The organism is Peribacillus sp. SRI_006 (assembly GCF_057586375.1).
In genome coordinates this window covers 293,428-317,176 of the sequence record NZ_JBYCZT010000002.1, presented here as the reverse complement: position 1 = coordinate 317,176, position 23,749 = coordinate 293,428, and the positions used below count along the sequence as shown (strand labels likewise).

The window sequence follows — 23,749 nt, the reverse complement described above, 5'->3', positions numbered from 1 at the left end:
TATCGGTGCCGGTTCGTAAATGAAAAAAACCGTTCAATTATCTGAACGGAATGTGTGAGTAAATGAATTTAAATTCCTGTTTTTATCCCAAAACCGATTAAAATTAAGCCAGTTGATTTTTGGAATGCTTTCTGGAATTTAGAATTGTTCATCCATTTTTTTGCGTAATCAATTAGATAAACAAGAAATAGAAACCACAGTACAGCGAGCAAGGTTAAGATGAAGGCTAATATAATCAATTGCTGGTTTACATTTCCGTTCAAATTGATAAATTGTGGCATGATTGTTATATAAACTAAAACGGTCTTTGGATTAAGAATATTATTAAGTAATGCTTGCATGAAGGAATCTTTATTGTGCCGGTTTGAATACTTAACAGGTGTATTTGCTTGTGCTTGAATTTCTTTTAAGGAAAAAACGCTTTTAGCAAAAAAACTTTTTATCCCTAAGTAAATTAAATATGCGGCTCCCAAATATTTGATTGTACTGAAAAGAATCACAGACTTTGCAATGACAACAGATAGTCCAAGAATGGCTATAAGCGTCCAAAAAGAAAGTCCCGTTGCCATTCCGAGAACGGTATAACGTCCCGCTTTCGGACCATGGCTAAGCGTATTTTTCACTAAGAGCATTGTATCTGCTCCCGGTATAATAACCATCATTGCCACTATTGAAATGTATGTAAGTAAGCTGTCCAAACTAATTCACCCTCCCGTTTTCATAGTGGTTACTAAAGTAACTACTTAGTAAGTATATTAGATGAAAATGGAAAACGTCAACAGATTTTGCTAAAATATTAGTTACAAAGGTAGCGACTAAGGTTGTGTTGGAGGGTTTATGAAAGAAAACATTTTAGAAACATTAAAAAATCTGAATTTCACCGAATATGAAGCGAAAGCATATCTTGCCTTATTGGAAGAATCGCCATTAACAGGCTATGCAGTAGCAAAAAACTCCGGTGTACCACGTTCAAGAATATATGAAATTCTGGATAGTCTCGCCATACGCGGAGATATTCTGGTCAGTCCTGGAAACACACCACAGTATACTCCTGTTCCTGCAAAGGAGCTAATAAAAAACCGTCGGATGAAAGCGGAAGAGAATTTTGAACTGGCAGAAAAATCATTAGCGGAGTTCGAACGGTCTGCAAATGATCGTGAAAATATCTGGAATATCATGGGGCGCAATGAAATACTTGATAAAGTTAAAGCTTGTATATTATCTGCTAAAAAAAGAATACTCTTAGAGATTTGGGAAGACGAATTCGAAGAATTAGAACCTGAACTAAGACAGGCCGCAAATGGTGGGGTCAATGTAACAATTATTGCCTATGGGGAAATCGTCTGTGATTTTGCAAATGTTTACCTCCATTATATGGGTTATGAAATTACAGAAGAGTATGGTGGACGATGGCTTGTTATCAGTGGCGATGATTCTGAAGTAGTCGCAGGTATAGTCTCTCTTGGTAAAGATAGCCGTGCAGCATGGACCATGCATGTAGGTTTAGTGATGCCCATTACAGAAGTCATGATTCATGATTTGTATCTCATGGAAATCATGGAGAAACATAGGGAACTTTTAGAAGAAAGTTTTGGTGTAAACCTCGTCAATTTACGTAAAAAATTTTCTATTCATCCAGATAATAAAAAACATTACGTGGACTAGATTTGTACATGTTCAATAATAAAAACATCCTTCAAAGTGGCATGAATCCAGGCAGGATTTATGCCTTTTAAAGTTGAAGTTGATAGGCGCAGGTATATTGAGGACAAACAAAGCATCTCGTCCCGGAACCCGGGTGTTTGACGATACGGCAGATAAATTTAACTATATTAAAATATGGAAAAGGGTATAATGAAGAAGGAATAAGCCATTTTGGTAATGGGATTATTATATCGGATTACATGTTTGATATCCGGATCACTAAGACAGAAGGAGAAATGATTCATTTGAATAACAAGGAAACAACGGGTATCGAATTACCTGCCAACTATGAGGAATTAAAAAAGTCTGCCAATCGCAAATCTAATTGGAGAGAACGTTTAGATGCAATCGAAGAATTGGGTCAAGCAAAAAATAAACAAGTAATCGCCATTCTCACACATATCATGAATAATGATTCTGTATATAAAGTTCAAGAGGCAGCCTACCGTCAATTGAAAAGTTTAGGCGAAGATGTGCAATTGCCAGCAAGGAAAAAGGGCGAGTTGATCAAAGGTTTGACCAAAATCTTAGTGAGGATCAATAAGAGCTTACCTGAAAATCACACATATCACGAATTCAAAGACAAACTCCAGAAGATGAGAATGGATATATATGATACATATGAGGGTGAAAAAGGAGCAGACTTTGATAAATGGCTTGAAAATACGTGGTCAGCTTTATCGAAAAGATAAAAGTTTTTAGAAAAATAAGCAATATGGATACAGGAGCAAAGTTTTTGCTCCTTTTTCTTATGTGTAAAACAAAGTTTTAGCTATGGTATGCTAATATATTTAATAGAGGAAGTATTTGGCTGTTTGCTTTAATTTGAAAACCGATAACTACATACGAATTCAGGGGAGAAAAGATGACAGATTATATTGAACTTTGGAAACAGGCAATGACAGATCATACAGGGAAGATACCTAACAGGCTAAAAGATGATGCTGCAGAAGAAGCTTTTTGGGCTTCCAAGGTCGCAGCGAAAAAACAACATAAAGCGGACCCTTATGCAAAAATTGTGCAGCAAGAGTTATTGGCATTATTAAAACAGGATGATCATGTTTTGGAAATCGGCCCTGGATGGGGCAATTATACATTTGATATTGCAAAAGAAGTCAGGAAGCTAACTTGTATAGATAGTTCCAAAAGCATTATCAATTTTTTGGAAGTCCAGGCAAACGAAAAAGGTTTCGAAAACATGGAGTTAATTCATGATAAGTGGGAAAGTGATAACAAAAAAGTCAAATATGATGTAGTATTTGGTTTTAATTGTTATTACCGAATGAGTGAAATCGGTCATACCTTATTAAAAATGAATGATTCTGCAGCTCGTTTAGCGATAGTAGGTATGACAACCGGACCAGAAAAACCTCATTATATGGAATTGAAGCAACGAGGATATACGATCAATTTAAGAAGACGGGATTACATACACATCTTGAATGTTTTGTATCAACTTGGAATACTGGCGGACTGTAAGATCGTTAAATTGAAAAGTAAAAAAATCTATTCCACCTATGAAGAAGCAATCCGAGATAATACAACAAAAATTCTTAATGAACATTTTTCCTATGATGAAGTAAAAACGATCCTAAATAAATATGTGGTGGAAAAAGAAGGAGTTTTCGAATACGAATATCCGTTTCATGCAGCTTTGATGTATTGGAATCCAAGGTTAAATTAACAATTTTAGTACCTTTTTCTCTGGCCCTTCAGGAAAAAGGTATTTTTTCCGTTGGATATTCGCAAAATAATAGTAACAAGGGTACAAATATGTTGAAAAAACGGAGTGTGAATGATAAATGAAAGAAATATCCGAAAAGAGATTTTGTGAAACTTGTAAAAAAGAGACAGTTCATACAGTAACTGAAGATGCATTGGAAATAGAATATTCATGTAATGAGTGCGGTAAGCACCAAGATATTTTCAAGACATTTTTTTAGATACACAAATTCACTTGAAAATGGTCAGTAAAGTGGAGAAGTATCCAAATCACTCGCGAAAAATACCCAATATTTGTTAATCCTGAAAGCAATAAACTACAAATGCCATTAGTCTCAATCTATGTACTAGGAATTTTAAAATACATACAATGGTATACAAAAAAATAGAACTTTATTTTTAATCAGTGAATCGTTGTAAATTTAAAGCTCGAGGAATCATGATAGAAGGATTTCTTTCACCATCGTAAAAAAGTGTTTTTACAAAGGAAGGATTCCCTTTTATTATGTGAAAAGATGCTTGATGTTTTATTAAAGGACCCAGATTTAAAATGTTCTATAATTTCTTCCAACGGAATGCGATATGTGATATATTGCATATTATATATACCTGTATTTTAAGGAGGTAAAGCCGTTGAAGCATTCAAATTCTTCACAAAAAATTATACGTACGTCTGTACGTGAAGAAGCATACCTGATATTGCGGGATTGGATTGTCCAGGGAATCCTGTCGCCAGACCAACAATTACGCGACAAAGAATTAGCCGAACAATTGGGAGTAAGCAGAACCCCTATTAGAGAAGCACTTTTAAGGCTTGAGGATGAGGGATTTGTCGAGACCAAGCCGAGCCGTTCAACTATTGTTTCCCCTATTCGAATCGAGGGGGGATTAAACATATATTCCCTTGTTTGGACACTGGAAAAGCTGGCTATGGAACAGGCTTTTGATTTCATTGAAGAAAGACACTTAATGGAAATGGAAGCCATCAATCATGAAGTTAAAAACGCAATCGACGAGGGAAATCAAATAGTGGCCGTCCAGAAAGATAATGACTTTCATTCCATTTACATCAATCTTTCAACAAATGATGAGTTGAAGCGGATTCTATCGGGACTCAAACAAAAACTTATACGAATGGAACTGTTTTATTTCAATCAGGTAAGTGATGTACACTTTTCCGTTGATGAGCATGACCAGATCATACAGGCAATTAGGGGTGGAAATCTCACTATGGTGCTTAAGGAGATAGAAAAGAATTGGAAAGAAAGTTACTTTAGAATACAAGCCCATACGGAACGTGTAAAAAGTGGGAAAGAAAAAAATGAATAATGATACTTTAGTTGCTATATCACCTTCAAGAAATAAAGGGATTGCACTGGTACTGACTGGCGCTGCGTTATGGGGAGTGTCAGGAACGGCAGCTCAATATCTATTTCAGCAGCAAGGTTTCAGTCCTGAGTGGCTCACTGTTGTACGCTTGTTGCTTTCTGGAATCATCTTATTGGGGGTCGCTTATAAGAATGAAAGACTGAAAGTTTTTGAGATTTGGAAAACTAAAAATGATGCGCTTCAAATTATCCTTTTTGCCATTCTGGGCATGCTCGCTGTTCAATACACATATTTTGCAGCAATTGAACATGGCAACGCAGCCACTGCCACTGTCCTTCAATACTTGGCCCCGGCACTGATCACTTGTTATTTAGCCATTCGCTCCAAACGTTTTCCAAGCATTACGGTGAGCGTAGCTGTGATCATAGCGATTTTAGGCACTTTTTTGCTTGTGACGGGAGGAAGCATACGTACACTCTCCATTTCCGGGTGGGCAGTATTTTGGGGAGTAACATCAGCCTTTGCCTTGGCATTCTATACATTGCAGCCTTTTAAACTCCTTTCAAGATGGGGTTCAATGATTGTTGTGGGTTGGGGCATGTTGATTGGAGGCATATGCTTTAGCATGATCCATCCCCCATGGGCATTTGAAGGCAAATGGACGTTATCTTCATTTTCAGCGGTTTTATTCATCATCATTTTCGGAACGATCATTGCTTTTTATTTTTATTTGGAAAGTACAAAATTCATATCTGCTTCAGAGGTAAGCCTATTGGCTTCCGTTGAGCCATTATCCGCAACCTTAATATCCGTTTTCTGGTTGAAAGTAACGTTCGGTTTTGCCGAGTGGCTCGGCACACTCTGCATAATAAGCACCATTACGATACTATCCATCGTAAAAAACAAGTAAGGTCATTGTAAATCGGGGAAAATCTTCAGGAGTTTATTTTTACTTGGCGATTAAAACCATAGTCTACCTGTTAGGGGATAGCTCGAATATTAACGAAAGCTAAATTAGCATGAGTTATATCCATACACTTCTTTAAAAAGCAATTACACTACATGTGAATTTGCTTTTTTTTGTATCGCTTGCCGAAGAAAAGGAATCCTCAGCAACAAATGGGACGAGGGCTGAGGTCTTTCAACAACTGGAAAAAGACCTATTTGAATTGTATAGAGATCCTGAACTGAATGTTAAACCGACTCAACTAGAAAAGCGCGGTGGAGCGTATTACAGCGAAGCGGCCTGCAGCCTCATCAATTCGATTTACAATGATAAGCGGGATATTCAGCCAGTCAATACACATAATAACGGAGCGATAGCGAGTATTCCAGATGAATCAGCCATTGAAATTAACTGTGTGATCACCAAAGAAGGGCCAAGACCAATCGCCATAGGCGACCTGCCTGTAGCAGTCCGGGGGTTGGTCCAGCAAATAAAATCATTTGAAAGAATGGCTGCTGAAGCGGCTGACACAGGAAATTATCATAAAGCTTTGGTAGCGATGACGATAAACCCTTTGGTACCATCAGACACTATCGCCAAAAAAATGCTGGATGAAATGCTCGAAGCGCATAAAGAAGACCTGCCGCAATTTTTCAATGAAGTGAAATCATGAATTAATTCAATGAATACAGAATGGGCATATTAAATAGCAATTGGCTTTAAGACTAAAATAGATCACCCCTTGTCCGCTTTCAATCAGGGTGTGATCTATTTTATTGACCTGCAATTTATTCAAAACTTTTATCGATTAAGGCTATTGTCGAGATGGTCTTACAATAAACTCATTAACGGTAGCATCTAGAATCGTTTCCGCTATTCGGGCAGGACTAATCGCAAAAGCATCGTATAATTCTTCGAACGGACCTTTCAAGTCTGTATCAGCAATGGTTTGAGTTAATTCTGTTGTGATAGCTCCTGGAGAAATAATCGATACCCAAACAATACTTTCAACCACGGCTTCCTCTTGACGGAACGTTTCACTATCATAATTTACAGCTGCTTTCGTTGCGCTATAAACAGCTCCAATTAAATTTATTGTTTACATCAGGAGGCAGTTAATGCAAAAAAGCACAAAAGATAACTGTTTACCTTTTACAACGGAAGACAAAGCCTCAAAGAAGGAAAAATCACCACAGAAAATTGAAAGATCTGGGTGGCTAGATATGTCTTAAGAAACCACCAAAATTAATTAGGTGATAGGGCAGGGGGAGGATAGTAACTTTAAAATTACATATCTCATATGTGTCGAATCTTTATGTGTATCCGGTATGAACTTCTACTTGTCGGTACAATGCTATGGGAATTGGGATATAGATATACGCAGCCAGAAAAAAAAAAAATTCGATGATTAAGTTGTTCACATGGTGATGATGGCAAAGTGTGCAATGAAAAATATTCAATCTCTTAAACAAAGTAGAAATACAAAAAGAGCAACTCGGATTAAAGTTGCCCTTTGTATCTTACCTACGGTCTAATGTATAAACAATGGGTGAAATGTAATTGAGATTGAGAAGGGGTTACCGTATATCTATATAATGTTGCAGAACCTTTGACGGGAAGAATTTGAGGGGCAATGGTCGTAAGGATACGATAATGGCAGGGGGCATAGTTAAATTCCGTTGTGCTTGCTTTAAACAGTTGTACATCGCTTTACCGCCAACTGAATTGGCAGAGTGAATAGTAATGCGATTAGCAAATAGTTTTTCTTTCACCATCATTTGAACAAGCATAGAACCATTCCTGGTTTTATTTAATAAATCATGGTCCAAAGAGAGATGTTCAATATCAAAGTTTTGCAATAGCTCTAAACATTCGTCAATAGTCTCGACTAACACATAGCCATCGGGTGCTTTCCGATAGTCATCCAAAAAAACGCTGATTTTCTCCATTTCCTTCACTCCTTTGCTTATGCAAGTGTGACTAAGAAAAGTCAATTAAAACCAAGAAAATATGGTTTTATCTATTAAGTCTAACACAATAAGGTAAGAAGGGGGCATATTCGACGTTTAATACTACTATACGACAGCCTTTTTTAGATCGTCGTGCTACTTCAACTAATGGATCTTTACTATAAGAAGGAATTGTTACTGAGCAATACCTTGTGAAATATAGTACAAAACATCCACTTACAAGTTAATGATTGTAATAATTTGGGTAAAAGGTAATATCTTGATTAAAAGGAGAAGTGATATGTTACATCCAGACGAGATTTACCTTATATTAAGGGACAAAACGCTGCTGTTGGAGTTAAAGGAACAAATTAATGACTATCATATTTCCTACTTATCTATGATTAATGAACAGCTTTCATTGATTGATAATGCTCTAAAAGTATGTAACATTGATTCCTTCACTATGTCAAAAGGATAAAACAAACATTTACCTAAATAAGGGATCAATTTTTTAACTATAATTAACCAGCTTAGCGCCCTCTGAGAAAGGCGCTTTTTTTATTGGGCAAAGTAGTGTCAATTAATAGGCCAAGGTTAAAAAATCACTTAGTTGATAATTTTAGAGGTGTAGTTCCATATTGGGTTAATTATATTGCAAGCGGAACTTTATTTTTCACCTACAGCATTGTGAGGCTGGTCTTTTTTATTTGGATAAGCAGCAATTTTTGCATCTTCTCCAATGCTTTCAAGTGTAGCCGCAGCCATCTGCTCTCTAATGCGAATGATATGGGCATTCATTAGTTGCTTGGCTTTGTCCGCGTCCTTTAATGCGATGGAATAGTAGATTTCTTTATGTTCTTGAAGCGTTTCTTGAAAATGACCTGGTTTTGCGAAACGATGCCGTCTGGTGGCACGAATCGTATTTTTCATTTGGTCACTTAAAGTATGAACCAATCCAGCATATATGGAATTATTTGTGGCTTGTGCAATACTATGGTGAAAAAGCAGATCTGCTCGCAAGCCTAATTCTTCATCATGTCCCGAGCGTGCCATTTCTTCTAGAGCCTTAAGGATATTTTGTAAATCAAGAGAGTTTGCTCTCTGCGCAGCAAGAAAAGCACACTCCGTTTCAATTACTCGACGGACTTCAAGCATTTCATAGACCATGTTGTCCTCAGATTTGATGATTGAGGTGGCTAGCTGTTCAATCAGTGATTGGACATCAGATTGTCTGATAAATGTTCCATCACCTGGTCTAATCTCAATGACTCCGTTTATCTCCAATACTCGAAGGGCTTCCCTGATTGATGTTCGACTCACTTTAAAAAGGTTGGATAATTCGCGTTCAGGCGGTAATTTATCTCCAGGTTTCAATTCACCGCTAATAAAAGATTCCTTAATTTGATTGAAGATGACTTCGTACACTTTGGGAGATTTAACTGGTATTGAATCCATTACTTTCTTCACATCCTTCCATGACAACCCTAACAACTTGCTGGTACGACTATTAGTGAAATCATTCTAACAAGCATTCATTTATGAAGCAAGGGGATAATCCGCAATATTAAAATTAAAATAAATAACTGTTGAAAAAATCTGATATTTTAATTGGTTAGACCAATATTGTAAAAATATTATGGTCTAGATTCAGTCAAATTACGTTCACATGGCTATTAAAGGTCGTTTGGGTTTTTGTTATAAGGATGGAAAATTAACCATAAATATTGAGAATAAAGCATATTTTTATGGAGAAAAGTATAAAACGGATAATTGTTGAAAAAGTCAAAAAATTTAGTATAATGAAAATTGGTTAGACCAATTATCCGATAAATGGAAACGGTATCATATAAAGCCATTTAAGGAGGGGGAAACCATCTCTTGATACTCAGTTGAAGAATAGAAGAAGAAACTAAATATTGGTATAGGTACGACCAAAGTTTTTGATATGACAAAAACGGATGCTATAGCAGAAAGAAGGAGAATAGAATGGAAGCGGCTAGTGTAAATTTAATCAACGATTTAAAGCAAATCCTTTCGGGAAGCCAAGTAACGGAAAACCAGACAGTAAGAGAATTGCATGCCAGAGATGAATCCTATCATGCTGTAAGTCTTCCAGATATTGTTGTATTTCCGGAAACAGCACAGCAAGTTAGTGAAGTTGTGAAATTGGCAAATAAGTACAAAATCCCGTTGGTTCCTTTTGGGTTGGGATCAAGCCTCGAGGGACATGTCATACCATACAATCATGGCATAACAATTGATTTTTCACTAATGAATAAAATCCTGGAAGTTCGTGAAAACGATTTTCTCGTAAAAGTTCAGCCTGGCGTAACGCGTTCGCAACTAAACAAAGAATTGAAAAAATACGGTTTGTTTTTTTCCGTTGACCCGGGAGCTGATGCTACTCTTGGCGGAATGGCGGCAACAAATGCCAGTGGAACGACATCAGTTAAATATGGTGTGATGCGTGATCAAGTCCGTGATCTTGAAGTGGTACTTGCAGATGGTTCGATTATACATACTGGCAATTTGGCGGCTAAATCGTCATCAGGCTACCATCTAAACGGCCTTTTTGTTGGATCAGAGGGAACGCTTGGCTGCTTTACGGAATTGACGTTAAGAGTTTACGGAATTCCTGAGCACGTTATGGCGGCAAGGGCATCATTTCCGACATTGACCCATGCGGTGGAAGCTGTTGTATCCATTTTGCAGTCAGGTGTTCCAATAGCAAGGGTGGAACTTGTCGATGAACCCTCAATGAAGCAGGTTAACCTTTATAGTGATACAAGCTATAACGAAGCGCCTACACTATTTTTGGAGTTTCATGGCAATGAAGCCGGGTTAAAGCAAGACATAGAGTTCACTAAGGAAATAGTAGCTGAACATAATTGTTTCGATATTGAATTTGAAACAGATAATGCTGCCAGGAACCGCCTATGGGAAGCTCGCCATAATCTTGCCTATGCTTATATTCATGGCAATCCTGGAAAAAAACTGATGGTGACTGATGTCTGCCTTCCGATTTCAGAGCTGTCCGGTGCCATTCACCACGCAAGGGAAGCTATTGATTTCCTTGGCCTTACCGGTGGGATCGTCGGCCATGTAGGCGACGGGAACTATCACGTACTTTTAATGATTGATAACAATAATCAAGAAGAGATTAAAAGAGCAGAACAGCTAAATGAACAAATTGTCCTGTATGCCCTAGAACGTAAGGGAACATGTACTGGCGAACATGGTGTTGGGGTCGGTAAACAAAAATATCAGGAAAAAGAACATGGGAACTCACTGTTTGTGATGGAAAAAATCAAAGTGGCCCTTGATCCAAATAATTTATTAAATCCCAATAAAATATTAATGCTAGAAAGAGTGTGATGGAATGAAAGTATTAGAAGCATTAAGCGCAGTAGCCGGAAAATATTTTGCTGTTTGGGTTATCTTAATATCCGTCATTGCTTTTATATTTCCTGAGCCATTTTTGGGATTGGGAGGATTCATTACAATATTGCTTGGCGTTGTCATGTTTGGAATGGGGCTCACTTTGAAGGCAGTTGATTTTAAAATCATCATTACTAAACCACTGCCCGTGATAATTGGAGTTTGCGCCCAGTTTATCATTATGCCATCTGTAGCATTCCTTATTGCTAAACTCATGAATTTGCCAGCCGAATTAGCTGCAGGTCTGGTATTGCTTGGCTGTGTACCAGGTGGAACAGCCTCTAACGTTATGGTATATCTTGCAAAAGGGAATGTACCTTTATCGATAGCTATGACTTCGGTATCAACTTTACTGGCTCCTATCATGACACCGCTGCTTCTGCTTTTGCTGGCAGGACAATGGATGCCTGTTGATTTTTTTGATATGTTTAAGTCCATTGTACAAGTCATCCTTCTACCGATTGTTTTAGGATTGGCCATTAAGCGGTTTTTCCCAGTAGCAGTCGAAAAAAGCATGACCGTTTTACCACTTATTTCGGTAGCAGCCATCATTACTATTGTAAGCGCAGTAGTCTCAGGCAACGCAGCTAGCATTGCTGCTTCCGGGTTCCTTATTTTTACTGCCGTGATGCTTCATAACGGATTTGGGTTACTTTTTGGTTACTTAGCAGCAAAAGTGCTTGGACTTGATGAATTGAATAGAAGAGCGATTTCGATTGAAGTGGGCATGCAGAACTCTGGGTTAGGTGTTGCACTTGCTACTGCACATTTCGGCCCGCTGGCAGCACTTCCAAGCGTCCTGGCTGCTGCATGGCACAACATATCGGGACCAATTCTCGCGACTTACTGGTCAAAAAAACATGCTGGCGACAGCATAGAGGAACCGAGAGTTCACCCGGTGGAGACCAAGCTTTAATTATTTGTAATTGAAAAAAAATCCCATGCTCCCAGCAGGGGTTTTTTTTATCTATAAATCCCAGCACTAAGTAAGGGTTTTAACCTTCCACTAACTGATTTTTACAAATTCGCTTAAACGCCTTTTGAAATATTGAAGCAGGTCATAAGAAATGTACGACATCGTAATTATAAGGAGTGTCTCAAATAGTTTTAAGAAAAGATTGTCAGATATAGGATCCATTCTTAGTGCCGATATAATTAAATCAAAAATATCGATGAAAACTACATGAACAATGTATATACCCAGGGCTCTTCCTCCTACTTTAGTAATGAACAAATCCTTCCCCAATGTTTTATTATTTAATGCAAATAAAAAAAGAAATGCAGTTAAAAAGATAGTAGAAATAAAATACTCCCCATGACTTCCCGATAAAATCTTTTCTAATAAGTATCCTTCTACCACTTGGATAGTAAAGAAGATAAAAATTAAAGATAAATTGGTTTTGGCTGTTATTGCTCCCGACTTTTTAAAGAATTTATCATCCGCAAAGAAGAATCCCAAAGTTGTATAGAAAAGACCAATGAATAAAGCATCCCGTGTACTCAGAGGAAGATCATAGAACACCGAATACGATTGTCCGAAAAGACCTAACAAGTTGAATATTAAGCTAATGGGTAAAAGAAGCCATGCTTTTTTTAACTTAAAAAAACCGAATAGAATGATAACACTCCAAATTAATGCGGTTAAAAACCACAATTGGTATCCGCTAGTCCCAGTTCCGTAATATAAAAGGTCAAGAAAAGAAAAATGATTTATGTATTGCGCAAATTCCTTTGGTACATCGGCAGCATCTTTATACAGAATTAGAACATCATACATCATATAAAAGAAGAGCCAGCACAAATACAGTTTCAAGATTTTTATAATATACCTTTTAAAATAATCAAAGGAATCCCTTTTATGGATCATCTTTTGACCGAACAAATAACCAGATGCAGTAAAGAAGAATGGCACCGCAAACCTTGAGAAGTTATCGAGAATAAATAGACCAATTTGGCTATCCCTAGGGAATACATGAATGACTACAACAGAAAATATGGCAAAAAATTTAATAAAGTCAATCGCGTTATTTCTTTCCATTTGTTCACCCTTTCATAACACTTTTACTATCATTGGTTATTCCCTATATTATGTACACCAAAGAAAAATTTATTTTTTTCTTTCTTTCTTTCTGATTCCAATTACAAGATACTGTAAGACTTAATTAATGAACAGCTAATCGTTCAGGAGGGTGGACTGTTTGTAGTAGTATCATCACTATACAGACTATACAGATAGTAATCATATGAATGCCTATGTTTTCAAGCCTTTGACTAAGGGAAGTGGGAGACATTCTGATTGCACCTTGCAAATTGATATTTAATTATCATTGCTTGGAGCACTGCACACATGCTGGAGCATAAGTCCTGCTGATCTATTAAATACATTTAATTTTTGCTGCTATAGAATGCTTAATAGTTTTGGTAAGACAATGTGATGAAGGGGGAGGAGGCGTTCTTATTTTCTACTTTCTCTATTAACTTGCTCCCATATTAAATTCACTAATTCTTTGCGCCTCATTCCTGAATTTTCAAGTAATTTAAACATTAATTAATCATATTTAAAGCACCAATGCGACGTAGCTGTGTCTGTGTATTAATATCATGATTGATGACCTGATTTTATACAAAACAGCTTACATTGGACGATGTGAGTCCATCTAATTCCAATTTAATATAAACATGGTAAGTACAAGCAATTTTATGCATATAAAAATCGCATATATCAATAATAAAAAAGAACTTTTTAACTTTGGGAGGAGATGGTTTTATGAAAAAATTACTGTTGATGGGATTTATTTTATTTTTTCCTCTAAACATGGTGGCCGGAACAACTAGCGCATACGCTAAGCCACAGGTACAACGTATTAGTCAATCTGAGGTAAACTTCGAAAATGAATTCAGGAGACTTTGGATTGATCATGTATTGTGGACAAGTAATTATATAACAAGTGCAACCACCGCTGGAGCGGAGGATCAAACACAGGTACTGGCTAGACTTCTAAAGAATCAGGAGGATATTGGTAATGCTGTAAAGCCAGTATACGGAGAGAAAGCTGGGAACAAACTTACGGATCTTCTTAAGGAGCATATTGTAATTGCGGGAAAGATTGTAGATGCGGCTAAAAGCGGAAATGATGCCTTGGTGAAACAGCTAAACAAAGAATGGTATAGAAATGCTGATGAAATAGCAGCTTTCCTTAGCGGTGCCAACCCCTATTTAAAAAATGAGGATCTAAAAAATTTGCTGTATATATATCTGAAATTTGTGACAAATGATTTAACTGCAAGCTTAGCAAAAGATTGGAACGCAAGAATTGTTGCAATTGACGAAGGGGTCATACATATAATCTTAATGGCAGATACTATCTCTGCGGGAGTTATAAAGCAGTTTCCTGATAAGTTTTAAAAAATAATCTTAAGAATCCTCCAGCATTCTAAGCTTCTGAAAGTTATAAAAGGAAAAAGCCCTCAACATTTAGGTTAGGGCTCTTTTTGCTCCTATTTACTGACTTTGGCAGCTAGTTGGCGATTTTTGTGACTACTAATGAGGGATACCTATATGTTACATTGGCAGATGCAGTAATAACTCTAATACTTAGCCTATCGTTTGCGGATAATTGAAGTTGGATTGTTCTTCCTATCGTGTTTCTAGTTTCAACTTGCGATGGTTGACCGCCTGGACCGCCTGAAATACGATTAAAGGATTCAAAAGTACTTTCAAGAACCGGGGTTGTGTCATTGATGAATAACCTGAACTGCACCTCGGTATTAAACGTCAAGTTAGAAGCATTAATCAATCTGGCTGTTAGATCCATGCTAATCTCATAAACCCCAGCAGTCAGAACCTCAATATCAGTATAAGGACCAGGACCGGGAGGAAAAGGAGCAGTTCCTAATAACGGCCCAGTAGTTGTAAAAACAACCTTCTGCCCCAGAGCCGGAGGACTTACCGTAGATACTGTGACAAAATTTCCAGACGGATCGTACAATGACCCATAAGCCAAAGCACCCCCTGGTCCTGGAGGTCCTGGAAGTCCTTGAAACCCTTGAGGTCCTTGAGGTCCTCGAGGACCTTGTTCACTATCCTTACATTTTTTATGATCGTTTTTATTGACGAAATCATCTTTTTTATTAAAGAAATCATCTTTTTTACACTTATAGGTCGTGTCAACAAATCTACGACCTTGAATTGGCTTATCTATTTTACTCACCCTTTTTCTCATTGTTCACTTTCCGAAAAGTCGAGCAATGAAGATTTTTTTCTGTTTTTTCCGTTTCTCTTTCTGCTTTAATAGTTTCTATTTCCTCTTTAGCAGAGGATACAAGGGGCCCTATACGTTTTACAGTAAGTGACGGAGATCTATAAGAAACACTTCCACTCACATTTTGAATAAACACAAACACTTTTTCTCCTGCATTTAATTCCACTTGGACGGTCTTACCTATAGTGTTAAACCAAAAAGGTTCTCCAGTTTGACATGTCAATCCTATTACGATTCCGAAAGAGGAACCTGGAATGGGCCCTATGACACTTCAGTTAATCGTGAATAATGAAGTGTCAAGTTCATTAGTAACAACAACAAGGTCGGCACTTATTTCATAGACACCACTTAGAGAGACAGTGATCTCATTTGTTTCCGGATTCGGGATTGTATTTAAACTGAATCCTCGGAAATCAAAATCTATATGACAAAATTCCCAAACGGATTGTACAATGATTAAGCCAAAGCACCCCCTGGTCCTTGAGGTCCTGTTTTCCGTAGTGTGATTCTTTGCAACAATTATTATCGTGATCGTCCAAGTTAATCACTCCCTTTCTACACTATATATGCCGATATAAAAAAAAGGCTTGGATTTTTAAGTTTGTTTTTTTAAAAATAAGGATCTATTTAAAGTTATATTGAATGGGTTATATTGAATGCGTACAATTAAGAATGATAGCTGAATAACGTTTGGGCAAGTTATTTTAAAGAAGAAGCTGGAATATCGATTTATCAACGTTATGTATATACTGAACATAAAAAAACCTATAAATGTGCTTGTTGAAATACCATGAAAATTAACTTCTGGAGAAAAAAGGAATACCGAAAAAGACGCAGTTCATTTGTAAAAGGGGAGAGCGTCTTATATATGGAATCGGATTGGTTAACTGAATTAAGAAGCCTCTGGTTCTGCCAATGTAACCGTGTAGCTTAAACTTTCAAGTCTTCCAAGCGAATTCCGAACAATGGATTGTTGCAACTGAGAAATACGAAAGAAAGTATTGTCGAATCCCGTTTCGCGTGGAAAATCATGGATTTCTAAATCTGAATCACCCTGAGGTATATTTGAAAAAGTTTAGATTCATGAATAGGATATTTGTAAAGATTGGTGAATTATTTCGGGAATAAGGAAATGAATCAAATAATAAACGGTTCAACAAGGATATTTATCAATTAGATAATAATTTTAAAAAGAAAGTCTTGACAGGAATTTAGAATTAATCATAAAAGGAAAATAGAGAAGCTAAAACATTCGTAAAAATGATTTTCCGTATGGATGTCTATATGTCAGATGTAGTCGTTGTTAAAAATGTTTAATAGATGAGGGGTGGTAGACATTAAAGGAAAGAATCATTTTTATTAAACATTTTTCTAGTTTACATAATATATATTATAGGAAGTTGTATTTTTAATGTTTATTTTGTCTCATATCTTAAGAATACTTAACTTAGTGAGATGGGATACGGATTTTTTATATTTAATTTCATTGCCATTATTTATCTATAATTTTTTTATTAATTAGTCATTGTAAACTTATACTTTAAAACTTAAATAAAAATTGTTCCAATTATAATGATTGATCTTCAATTTAAAAATTCGGTCTAAATTCGCAATAAGATTTCTTGGATTTAAGCTAATTTCACATCAGTTACGGTCATTTAAATTTTCTTGATTTATATATTGATTTTTAATTTATCTGCTAATTGTTAACATATTTCGTTTTCAATCATTTTTATACTATAGATCGGATTATTCAATTAGTATTTATCATCCTTAGTCATTTCACTCTAAGGATCTCTAATTGCTTGGTTGTTGTAATCAAATCTATTTTATTATTTCCCTTCATGTATAAAACGGAAGCGCCCTCGCTTTTCCCCTTTTTCCATCCATTCGCTTTAAGGGCCATTGCATATCCATTGGGAATGCCGTCTTCTTCAGAAGCCCTTGACCATTCATATCTATTCCCTTGTTCATTTAACTGAACCAATTCAGCATTTTTAGGTACAGGGAATTCATTTAAATCTTCTGTAGCTGTGTATAAAGAAATAGAAATTGAGTAATAAATGATTGCCCCTCCTATTAAAAAAGCAGCTAGGGTAAGTGCACAAATAATCTTTTTCTTCATATTGTTTCCCCTTTCCTAAAGACCTATTCAAAGAATAGTTATCTAATAACCTGTAGTAATCTAAATATCTCGGTTTTATTTACATTTTTTATCATTTTTATTATTCTTATATATAAATTAATTGGCCAAATGAGAAAAATCACGGGTTAACACTTATAAAAAGTTATATAAATATAATTTACCTCAATGAAATTCAAAAGGTTTTTTATCGATAATTCAAAAGGTTTTTTATCATGCAAGTTCCCCTTTCTACCTGAAATTGATGATAGCTCCTCCATTTAGCCACATAATTACAATATAAGCTTTCATAATTAACCTCATAGCAGCCTTTAGCATGAATAACCTTTAAAAATTGTTTTAAACTTAATGATGCTCAAACCGCCATCGAGTTTTGATGTAAAATAACAAGCATTGACCGCTTTCATATGTGGAAACAAGAAGTGAATCAAGAGGAAGCTGCCAAGGATTATAAGGCAAACCTTCAAATTAAATTTGTATAGAGCCACACCTACTTTCAGCAATCAGTTCTTGTTTATCATGAGTGATATAAAATCGTAAAAGTCGATTTTTACATTTAATATAAAAAGATTTAAAAGTTTCAGGAATCAAAAATGCCAGATAAAATAGAATGGTTTTAAAATCTCAAGCTTTGTTTGAATTAAGCAGAATAATAATGTTATGTAAACACTCACGAAAGGTTAATTACCTTTTTGGTTTTTTTGCATTTGAAAGTTTTTATTAAGAAGTTGCTGAAAGTTAATTAGCAAGTAATTGATGGGCTTATGTAGCTTTTTTCTCTTGAATTGGCTTTTCGCGTTAGAGTTATAAATCATTCTTCTGTTATAAATAACGGTCATGCATTTTTGATAAAGTCTATTCTTGACCACCTAAGGAACACGAAATCACTATTGATCGCATGTTCCAGTTAGGTTATTTATGTTCGAATGGATTCGATACGGCTTTGGATGAATTCGAACGAGTTTTTTGCTTCTTGGACGATTTGTTTGATCAGTTCATTGACGGTCAATATTTCTTTTATGAGTCCTACGGATTGACCGCATGACCAGATGCCTCCGTCTAAATTTCCTTCAAAGTATACTTTCTTGCTTCTTTGTCCCGTAATTAGCGGAATCAATTCCTCTATAGTGGCACCTTCATTTTCAAGTTTGTCCACTTCTTTACTGACGGCATTTAATGCTACACGCGAAGGACTGCCTATATTCCGTTGGATGACGACCGTATCCGTTTCATTGGCCGATACCATCCACTGCTTCACGTTTTCATGAATCGGTGCTTCTTGCGTTGCCATAAAGCGTGTCCCCATGACGATACCTTCAGCACCGAGTGATAAGGCGCTAATCAGGCCTCTTCCATCCGAAAATCCTCCGCCTGCTATTACTGGTATAGTAACGGAGTCAACGGCTCTAGGGAGCATGACAAGCGTTCCTACATCCCCCATGCCTGGATGTCCGCCTGTTTCATTCCCTACAATGATAATGGCATCGACTCCTAATTTCTCTGCCGACATTGCGTTTTTGACGTTCGCTACCTTATGTATCACGGTAAAGCCGTGCTCTTTAAGTTTGGGCATTAAACTTTCTGGGCTTCGGCCACTCGTTTCAACAATTTTTACATCTTCATCCATTAAAATATCGATGAACTCATCATTCGGGGTTGCCGTTTGACTTGGAAACAGGTTAAGGTTGACAGCAAAGGGCTTCTTGGTCAAAATTTTCACTTTGCGTATTTCATCACGGAGACCTTCTGGTGTCACCTGGGTTTTCGAAGTAATGATGCCTAGCCCCCCCGCTTCTGAAACGGCGGCTGCGAGCGGGGCTAGGCCAACTTGAAACATCCCGCCGCAAATAATCGGATATTCAATCCCCAATAATTCAGTCATTCTCGTTTTCATTTGCCATACCCCTTTCATTTTTCAAGGATTTCTATAAGTCTGCTTTTCTTACTTAATGTACACACGCATGTCTATATACCATACTTATGGAGCCGCTTGTAAATGTACTTCTTGGAATATCCATCAGCTTTGCTGCAGCAGTGACATTTCCTCTTGATTTTTGTAATGCCTCTATCATTAGATCCCGTTGAATTTTTTCACGGATCGTCAGTTCATTTCCCTTGATGTCATTTTTACCCGGTTCTTCCCATGCAGGGAAATCATTATGCCGTGTAACAGGCTGGGAATGCAGGGTATTCAACACTTTAACATAATCAAGAGGTCCCTCTGCTAGTAAGATGGTCAATCGCTGAAGTACATTCTGCAGTTCTCTAATATTGCCTGGCCAATTGTACTCCTTTAAACGGTTCAATAATTCTTCAGTTAATGGAATATTCCAATTATTATTCGAACACAGGTAGTTGACTAGATAAGGAATATCTTCAATCCTTTCCCTTAAGGGAGGTACATGAATGGGGTAAACGTTCAGCCGATAGTATAAATCCTTACGAAAAGACCCTTCATTGACAAGCTCTTCAAGATTACGGTGTGTTGCAGTGATAATGCGAATATCCAATGATATGCTTTTTGTGCCGCCGATCGGAACGATTTTTCTTTCTTGAAGAACACGCAGTAAGGCAACCTGCATCGCTGAAGGGATTTCACCGATTTCATCGAGAAAAATGGTCCCTCCATTTGCCTGCTCGAACTTCCCTTTGTGCCCTTGCCGTTTAGCCCCTGTAAAAGCGCCATCAACATACCCGAATAGTTCACTTTCCATTAAATCCTTAGGTATGGCTCCGCAATTTATCGTGACGAATGGTCCTTTTTTGCGGATGCCATTTTCATGAATAGCCTTGGCAATAAGCTCTTTCCCAACACCTGTTTCACCGGATATATACACATTCGCTTCTGTCGGTGCAACAAGCTTCACTTTACGTAATGTGTTATGAAAGGATTCACTAATCCCTCTTTCCCCTTCGAAGACAAATCTTTCTGAAGGCATTGAAGCAGGAAAAAGCCTATTGGTTTCACGACCATGATTCTCTGATAAGAATAAACACTTACCGGAAACCCTATTATCCTCTTTGGATAGAAGCGGATTTTCCTTTACGATTCGATATCCATGATTTAACAGATCGGTCAACGCCATACCGATGGATTGAGGAATTTTTTTGCGAACCTGTTTACTGGCGGATATTATCATTTGTTTATGATTACATACGATAAAAGGCAAATCTGGATAGGTTTCTGCAAGTTCTATCGAGTGCTGGGTCAGTGCCAGCTCCTTTTTATAGGAACGCATTCCCATTTCCTGTTCGATCGTATACGCCAAATTGGCTACCATCCCCAGCATGGAGGGATGAAAATATTCTACTGGACATGATATATCCAAAACTCCCAATATCTTACCGTCTTCATTTAATATGGGCATGGCAGAGCAACTCCATTTGTGCGAGGCAATCGAATAGTGTTCGGTACCTTGGATCATTACGGCTTCACCCGTTTTCAAAGCTGTTCCAATTGCGTTCGTTCCGACCTCACCCTCCGTCCAGCATACACCCTCCACAAAATTTATTTTTCCTGCCTCATCGAGGATTTTCTCGTTTCCGGAAAGTGAAAGGACATATCCATCCGGATCGACCAATAAAGCCATCATTCCAGATTCTTTTATCGATTGATTCATCCTGGATAATTGGGGTGATGCAACTTCTAATAGGAAGGAGTTTTTTTCTCTTTGAATGTCCAATAATTCATCCGACAAAATGTGTTTGCCTTTATTAAGGTATGGGTTGACTTGATCTTTTTTGCAGCGATACCAGGATTCCATTATTCGCTTGTTCAGACGATTTGAATCGAGAACCCCATCACTGACAAAGCGTTCCCATGTACGTAGATAACAACTGGTGGATAGCATATAATCCTCCTCTAATCATTTGGTTTGAACCTTCATTTGACCAGTCAATCTAGAGGAAAAATACCATGGAGTAATAAAATAGGATGTTATTCGAGGTCTTTTTAATTATAGTAGATTATGTATTCGCTTACAATATTTAGATTGAGTTTGCAAAAAAAAGCATCATGTGATCATTCACATGATGCTTCTCTATTTAACAATAAAGTTTATGAGAAAATAACTCCTCCATCAATCATGATGGATTGACCTGTCATATAATCCGAATCCGGTGAAGCAAGGTAAGAGACGAATTTCGCCACATCTTCTGGGGTTTCGGAGCGTCCCAAGGTTATGGAATCTGTGAACTTTTTAAATGTTTCCCCTTTAGCAAGATTCATATATGGGCCCATTTTTTCATCGATTAAATCCCACATTTGCGTGCCGACAATTCCTGGACAGTATGCATTCACCGTAATGCCGAACTGGGCCAATTCCTGTGCTGCCGCTTGTGTAATTCCCCTAACGGCAAATTTTGTGGCCGAGTATGTACCTAGTAAACTAAACCCTTTATAACTGGCTATGCTGGCAGCACTTATGATTTTCCCGCCTTCTTGCTTTTTCATTTGTTCTGCCGCGGCTTGCAGGCAAAAGAGGACACCATTTACATTTATATTGAAAATCTGTTCAAGGTCTTCTTGAGTTACTTCCAATAGAGGCTTTATTTGTGCAATTCCTGCATTTGAAACCATAACATCCAGTTGTCCAAAACGTTCCACAACTTGATTTACCATTTCGAACACTTCCCGTCTATTGCTTACATCCGCTTTAACGGCAAAGCTTTCACGTCCAAGTTCCCTTATCTCATTCACGACCGATTCAGCCGTATCCAGTTTGACATCGTTAATGACCACATTCAATCCATCTTGAGCTAATCTTAATGCAATGGCACGTCCGATACCACGACCTGCACCAGTGACGACTGCCGTCCGTTGACCGCTAACCATACAAAATCCCCCTTCAGTAAAAAAACTTATTTATTTTAGGAATGCACAGCTTGACCTACTACATTTAAAAGAGCTTCATGTATGGATTCCGACAAGGTTGGATGCGCCGCCACTAAATCTTCCAACATATCTGCCGTTATTTCAGCATGCAGCATGATCGTTCCTTGTCCAATCAATTCTGTTGCATGCTGACCGACAATGGAAAAACCTAGAATTTCATTATATTGTGGGTTCACTAGGACTTTGACCTTTCCTACCGGTTTATTGGAAAGGACAGCTTTCCCATTTGCCGAAAAAGCGAATTCACCAACTTTAATTTCACCATATTTTTGACGCGCTTCTTTTTCGGTCAAGCCTACACTGGCAATCTCCGGGGAGGTATAAATGCAGCGAGGGATTGCCCGGTAATTCACTTGTGCAAATTGACCGCAGGCATTCAGGGCCGCCACCCGTCCTTCATGAAAAGCTACATGGGCAAGTTGGATGCCTCCTATCACATCACCGCAGGCATAAATCGTTGGATTGCTTGTTTGCATTCGATCATCCACCGAGATGCCAAGTCGGGAAAAATCAATATCGTTTTCCTCTAAGCCTACTCCGTTCACTCTTGGTCTTCTCCCTATAGATACGAGTACGTAATCAGCATGCATTTCTTCCAATTTGCCATCGCCATTCTCTAAATATACCGTTTTACTGGTTGCATTGATGTTTTTGACAGCTGTGGAGGTATGGACCGTAACGCCTTGGTTTTTCAATTCTTCATGCAGAATGCTGGTGATATCCTCATCTTCCCCTGGAAGCAGCTTTTCCCCCATTTCGATAACGGTAACCTCGGTGCCCATCCTGCTATAAATGCTGGCAAATTCACATCCGATGACGCCGCCTCCGACAATTAGCAGGGAATCGGGAATAGCAGGAAGTGACATGGCATGACCACTGTGGATGATCCATTCACCATCAAACGGCGCAAAAGGTAGTGGAATCGGTTCAGACCCCGTTGAAATGATGATCTTACTTGCATCAATCACTTCATTTTCATTTCCGTTCTCGATCCGCAGTCGATTGCTTGAAAGGATAGAAGCCCTGCCCTGTATAACTTTTATTTTATTCTTACCCATTAAATATCGAATGCCGTTCACAAGTTTAGAAATGACCTCTCTTTTTCGTTCCTGTACGGTATCCCAATCGACTTCAATCGAATTGAGGGAAAGGCGAATTCCTATTTGCCCTGCATTTTTCACCAAGTCATACGTATCGGCACTTTTCAATAATGACTTCGTTGGCATGCAGCCTTCGTTTAAACAGGTTCCGCCCAATGGCCCATCGACTACCAATATGACTTCCTTATCCTGCTGGGCAGCAGTGATTGCCGCTACATACCCTGCAGGACCTCCGCCTATAATAACTATACGATTCAAG

General features: G+C 37.7%; 19 protein-coding genes and 2 pseudogenes. 10 read left to right on the top strand and 11 right to left on the bottom strand.

Translation table 11 applies throughout. The features are described from left to right. Nucleotides 1-68: 68 nt before the first annotated feature. Nucleotides 69-698, bottom strand: a complete 630-nt coding sequence (locus AC2YHV_RS03880) for a homoserine/threonine efflux transporter (RefSeq protein ID WP_034306727.1) — start codon at nt 696-698, stop codon at nt 69-71. A 139-nt stretch (nt 699-837) separates the two neighbouring features. Between AC2YHV_RS03880 and AC2YHV_RS03875 the strand changes: the two genes are divergently transcribed. From AC2YHV_RS03875 to AC2YHV_RS03850, 6 genes and pseudogenes are all read left to right on the top strand, one after another. Continuing rightward, a complete protein-coding gene (locus AC2YHV_RS03875; RefSeq protein WP_191929215.1) occupies nt 838-1,665 on the top strand; it encodes a TrmB family transcriptional regulator in 828 nt (275 codons plus the stop codon). A 275-nt stretch (nt 1,666-1,940) separates the two neighbouring features. Next, a complete protein-coding gene (locus tag AC2YHV_RS03870; RefSeq protein ID WP_487372675.1) occupies nt 1,941-2,396 on the top strand; it encodes a HEAT repeat domain-containing protein in 456 nt (151 codons plus the stop codon). 173 nt (nt 2,397-2,569) lie between these two features. After that, the gene (locus tag AC2YHV_RS03865) at nt 2,570-3,388 is read left to right on the top strand and encodes a methyltransferase domain-containing protein (protein ID WP_487372630.1); all 819 of its coding nucleotides are present in this window, start codon (nt 2,570-2,572) and stop codon (nt 3,386-3,388) included. A 671-nt stretch (nt 3,389-4,059) separates the two neighbouring features. Continuing rightward, on the top strand, nt 4,060-4,755 hold the full coding sequence (locus AC2YHV_RS03860; RefSeq protein ID WP_487372629.1) for a GntR family transcriptional regulator: 696 nt from the start codon (nt 4,060-4,062) through the stop codon (nt 4,753-4,755). Next, a complete protein-coding gene (locus tag AC2YHV_RS03855) occupies nt 4,748-5,665 on the top strand; it encodes a DMT family transporter (RefSeq protein ID WP_487372628.1) in 918 nt (305 codons plus the stop codon). Before AC2YHV_RS03860 ends, AC2YHV_RS03855 begins: the two co-directional genes overlap by 8 nt. A 178-nt stretch (nt 5,666-5,843) precedes the next feature. Further along, a pseudogene (locus tag AC2YHV_RS03850) lies at nt 5,844-6,374 on the top strand (family 4 glycosyl hydrolase); the annotation flags it as partial. 141 nt (nt 6,375-6,515) lie between these two features. On the opposite strand, the gene AC2YHV_RS03845 reads toward AC2YHV_RS03850, so the two are convergent. Together AC2YHV_RS03845 and AC2YHV_RS03840 are read right to left on the bottom strand one after the other, a co-directional pair. Beyond that, complete coding sequence (locus AC2YHV_RS03845; protein ID WP_487372627.1) at nt 6,516-6,716, bottom strand: hypothetical protein; 201 nt, start codon at nt 6,714-6,716, stop codon at nt 6,516-6,518. 562 nt (nt 6,717-7,278) lie between these two features. Beyond that, a complete protein-coding gene (locus tag AC2YHV_RS03840) occupies nt 7,279-7,650 on the bottom strand; it encodes a cyclic-phosphate processing receiver domain-containing protein (protein ID WP_034306719.1) in 372 nt (123 codons plus the stop codon). Nucleotides 7,651-7,951: 301 nt separating this feature from the next. Here AC2YHV_RS03840 and AC2YHV_RS03835 point away from each other — a divergent pair, with 301 nt between their 5' ends. Beyond that, a complete protein-coding gene (locus tag AC2YHV_RS03835; protein ID WP_034306717.1) occupies nt 7,952-8,131 on the top strand; it encodes a hypothetical protein in 180 nt (59 codons plus the stop codon). 188 nt (nt 8,132-8,319) lie between these two features. On the opposite strand, the gene AC2YHV_RS03830 is transcribed toward AC2YHV_RS03835, so the two are convergent. After that, nucleotides 8,320-9,108 carry a FadR/GntR family transcriptional regulator gene (locus tag AC2YHV_RS03830; protein ID WP_487372626.1) on the bottom strand — a complete coding sequence of 263 codons (789 nt, stop codon included), beginning with the start codon at nt 9,106-9,108 and terminating at the stop codon, nt 8,320-8,322. Between the two features lie 531 nt (nt 9,109-9,639). Between AC2YHV_RS03830 and AC2YHV_RS03825 the strand changes: the two genes are divergently transcribed. Together AC2YHV_RS03825 and AC2YHV_RS03820 are read left to right on the top strand one after the other, a co-directional pair. Further along, on the top strand, nt 9,640-11,028 hold the full coding sequence (locus AC2YHV_RS03825) for an FAD-binding oxidoreductase (RefSeq protein WP_487372625.1): 1,389 nt from the start codon (nt 9,640-9,642) through the stop codon (nt 11,026-11,028). 4 nt (nt 11,029-11,032) lie between these two features. After that, nucleotides 11,033-12,007, top strand: a complete 975-nt coding sequence (locus AC2YHV_RS03820) for a bile acid:sodium symporter family protein (RefSeq protein ID WP_487372624.1) — start codon at nt 11,033-11,035, stop codon at nt 12,005-12,007. Between the two features lie 90 nt (nt 12,008-12,097). On the opposite strand, the gene AC2YHV_RS03815 is transcribed toward AC2YHV_RS03820, so the two are convergent. Next, on the bottom strand, nt 12,098-13,129 hold the full coding sequence (locus AC2YHV_RS03815; protein ID WP_487372623.1) for an acyltransferase family protein: 1,032 nt from the start codon (nt 13,127-13,129) through the stop codon (nt 12,098-12,100). A 729-nt stretch (nt 13,130-13,858) separates the two neighbouring features. Between AC2YHV_RS03815 and AC2YHV_RS03810 the strand changes: the two genes are divergently transcribed. Beyond that, nucleotides 13,859-14,497: a glycosyltransferase gene (locus AC2YHV_RS03810; RefSeq protein ID WP_487372622.1), complete on the top strand. Its 639-nt coding sequence runs from the start codon at nt 13,859-13,861 to the stop codon at nt 14,495-14,497. Nucleotides 14,498-14,609: 112 nt separating this feature from the next. On the opposite strand, the gene AC2YHV_RS03805 is transcribed toward AC2YHV_RS03810, so the two are convergent. From AC2YHV_RS03805 to lpdA, 6 genes and pseudogenes are all read right to left on the bottom strand, one after another. Beyond that, entirely contained in the window at nt 14,610-15,314 is a 705-nt protein-coding gene (locus AC2YHV_RS03805; protein ID WP_487372621.1) for an exosporium leader peptide-containing protein, read from the bottom strand. Between the two features lie 1,816 nt (nt 15,315-17,130). Then, nucleotides 17,131-17,478: a hypothetical protein gene (locus AC2YHV_RS03800; RefSeq protein ID WP_487372620.1), complete on the bottom strand. Its 348-nt coding sequence runs from the start codon at nt 17,476-17,478 to the stop codon at nt 17,131-17,133. Nucleotides 17,479-18,412: 934 nt separating this feature from the next. Then, nucleotides 18,413-19,390 (bottom strand): NAD(P)H-dependent flavin oxidoreductase, encoded by a 978-nt coding sequence (locus tag AC2YHV_RS03795; RefSeq protein WP_487372619.1) that lies wholly within the window; start codon nt 19,388-19,390, stop codon nt 18,413-18,415. 71 nt (nt 19,391-19,461) lie between these two features. Beyond that, nucleotides 19,462-21,347, bottom strand: a pseudogene (locus AC2YHV_RS03790) (sigma-54-dependent Fis family transcriptional regulator). Nucleotides 21,348-21,553: 206 nt separating this feature from the next. Next, nucleotides 21,554-22,330: an acetoin reductase gene (locus AC2YHV_RS03785; RefSeq protein WP_057277653.1), complete on the bottom strand. Its 777-nt coding sequence runs from the start codon at nt 22,328-22,330 to the stop codon at nt 21,554-21,556. 35 nt (nt 22,331-22,365) lie between these two features. Further along, nucleotides 22,366-23,748, bottom strand: coding sequence for a dihydrolipoyl dehydrogenase (gene lpdA / locus AC2YHV_RS03780; protein ID WP_487372618.1), 1,383 nt, complete (start codon nt 23,746-23,748; stop codon nt 22,366-22,368). Nucleotide 23,749 lies beyond the last annotated feature (1 nt).

What these genes read in the sequence shown, in the direction of transcription:
- AC2YHV_RS03875 (WP_191929215.1), top strand. Translation starts at nt 838, where the DNA reads ATGAAAGAAAACATTTTAGAAACATTAAAAAATCTGAATTTCACCGAA.
- AC2YHV_RS03870 (WP_487372675.1), top strand. Translation starts at nt 1,941, where the DNA reads ATGATTCATTTGAATAACAAGGAAACAACGGGTATCGAATTACCTGCC.
- AC2YHV_RS03865 (WP_487372630.1), top strand. Translation starts at nt 2,570, where the DNA reads ATGACAGATTATATTGAACTTTGGAAACAGGCAATGACAGATCATACA.
- AC2YHV_RS03855 (WP_487372628.1), top strand. Translation starts at nt 4,748, where the DNA reads ATGAATAATGATACTTTAGTTGCTATATCACCTTCAAGAAATAAAGGG.
- AC2YHV_RS03840 (WP_034306719.1), bottom strand. Translation starts at nt 7,650, where the DNA reads ATGGAGAAAATCAGCGTTTTTTTGGATGACTATCGGAAAGCACCCGAT.
- AC2YHV_RS03835 (WP_034306717.1), top strand. Translation starts at nt 7,952, where the DNA reads ATGTTACATCCAGACGAGATTTACCTTATATTAAGGGACAAAACGCTG.
- AC2YHV_RS03830 (WP_487372626.1), bottom strand. Translation starts at nt 9,108, where the DNA reads ATGGATTCAATACCAGTTAAATCTCCCAAAGTGTACGAAGTCATCTTC.
- AC2YHV_RS03825 (WP_487372625.1), top strand. Translation starts at nt 9,640, where the DNA reads ATGGAAGCGGCTAGTGTAAATTTAATCAACGATTTAAAGCAAATCCTT.
- AC2YHV_RS03820 (WP_487372624.1), top strand. Translation starts at nt 11,033, where the DNA reads ATGAAAGTATTAGAAGCATTAAGCGCAGTAGCCGGAAAATATTTTGCT.
- AC2YHV_RS03815 (WP_487372623.1), bottom strand. Translation starts at nt 13,129, where the DNA reads ATGGAAAGAAATAACGCGATTGACTTTATTAAATTTTTTGCCATATTT.
- AC2YHV_RS03810 (WP_487372622.1), top strand. Translation starts at nt 13,859, where the DNA reads ATGAAAAAATTACTGTTGATGGGATTTATTTTATTTTTTCCTCTAAAC.
- AC2YHV_RS03805 (WP_487372621.1), bottom strand. Translation starts at nt 15,314, where the DNA reads ATGAGAAAAAGGGTGAGTAAAATAGATAAGCCAATTCAAGGTCGTAGA.
- AC2YHV_RS03800 (WP_487372620.1), bottom strand. Translation starts at nt 17,478, where the DNA reads ATGAAGAAAAAGATTATTTGTGCACTTACCCTAGCTGCTTTTTTAATA.
- AC2YHV_RS03795 (WP_487372619.1), bottom strand. Translation starts at nt 19,390, where the DNA reads ATGAAAACGAGAATGACTGAATTATTGGGGATTGAATATCCGATTATT.
- AC2YHV_RS03785 (WP_057277653.1), bottom strand. Translation starts at nt 22,330, where the DNA reads ATGGTTAGCGGTCAACGGACGGCAGTCGTCACTGGTGCAGGTCGTGGT.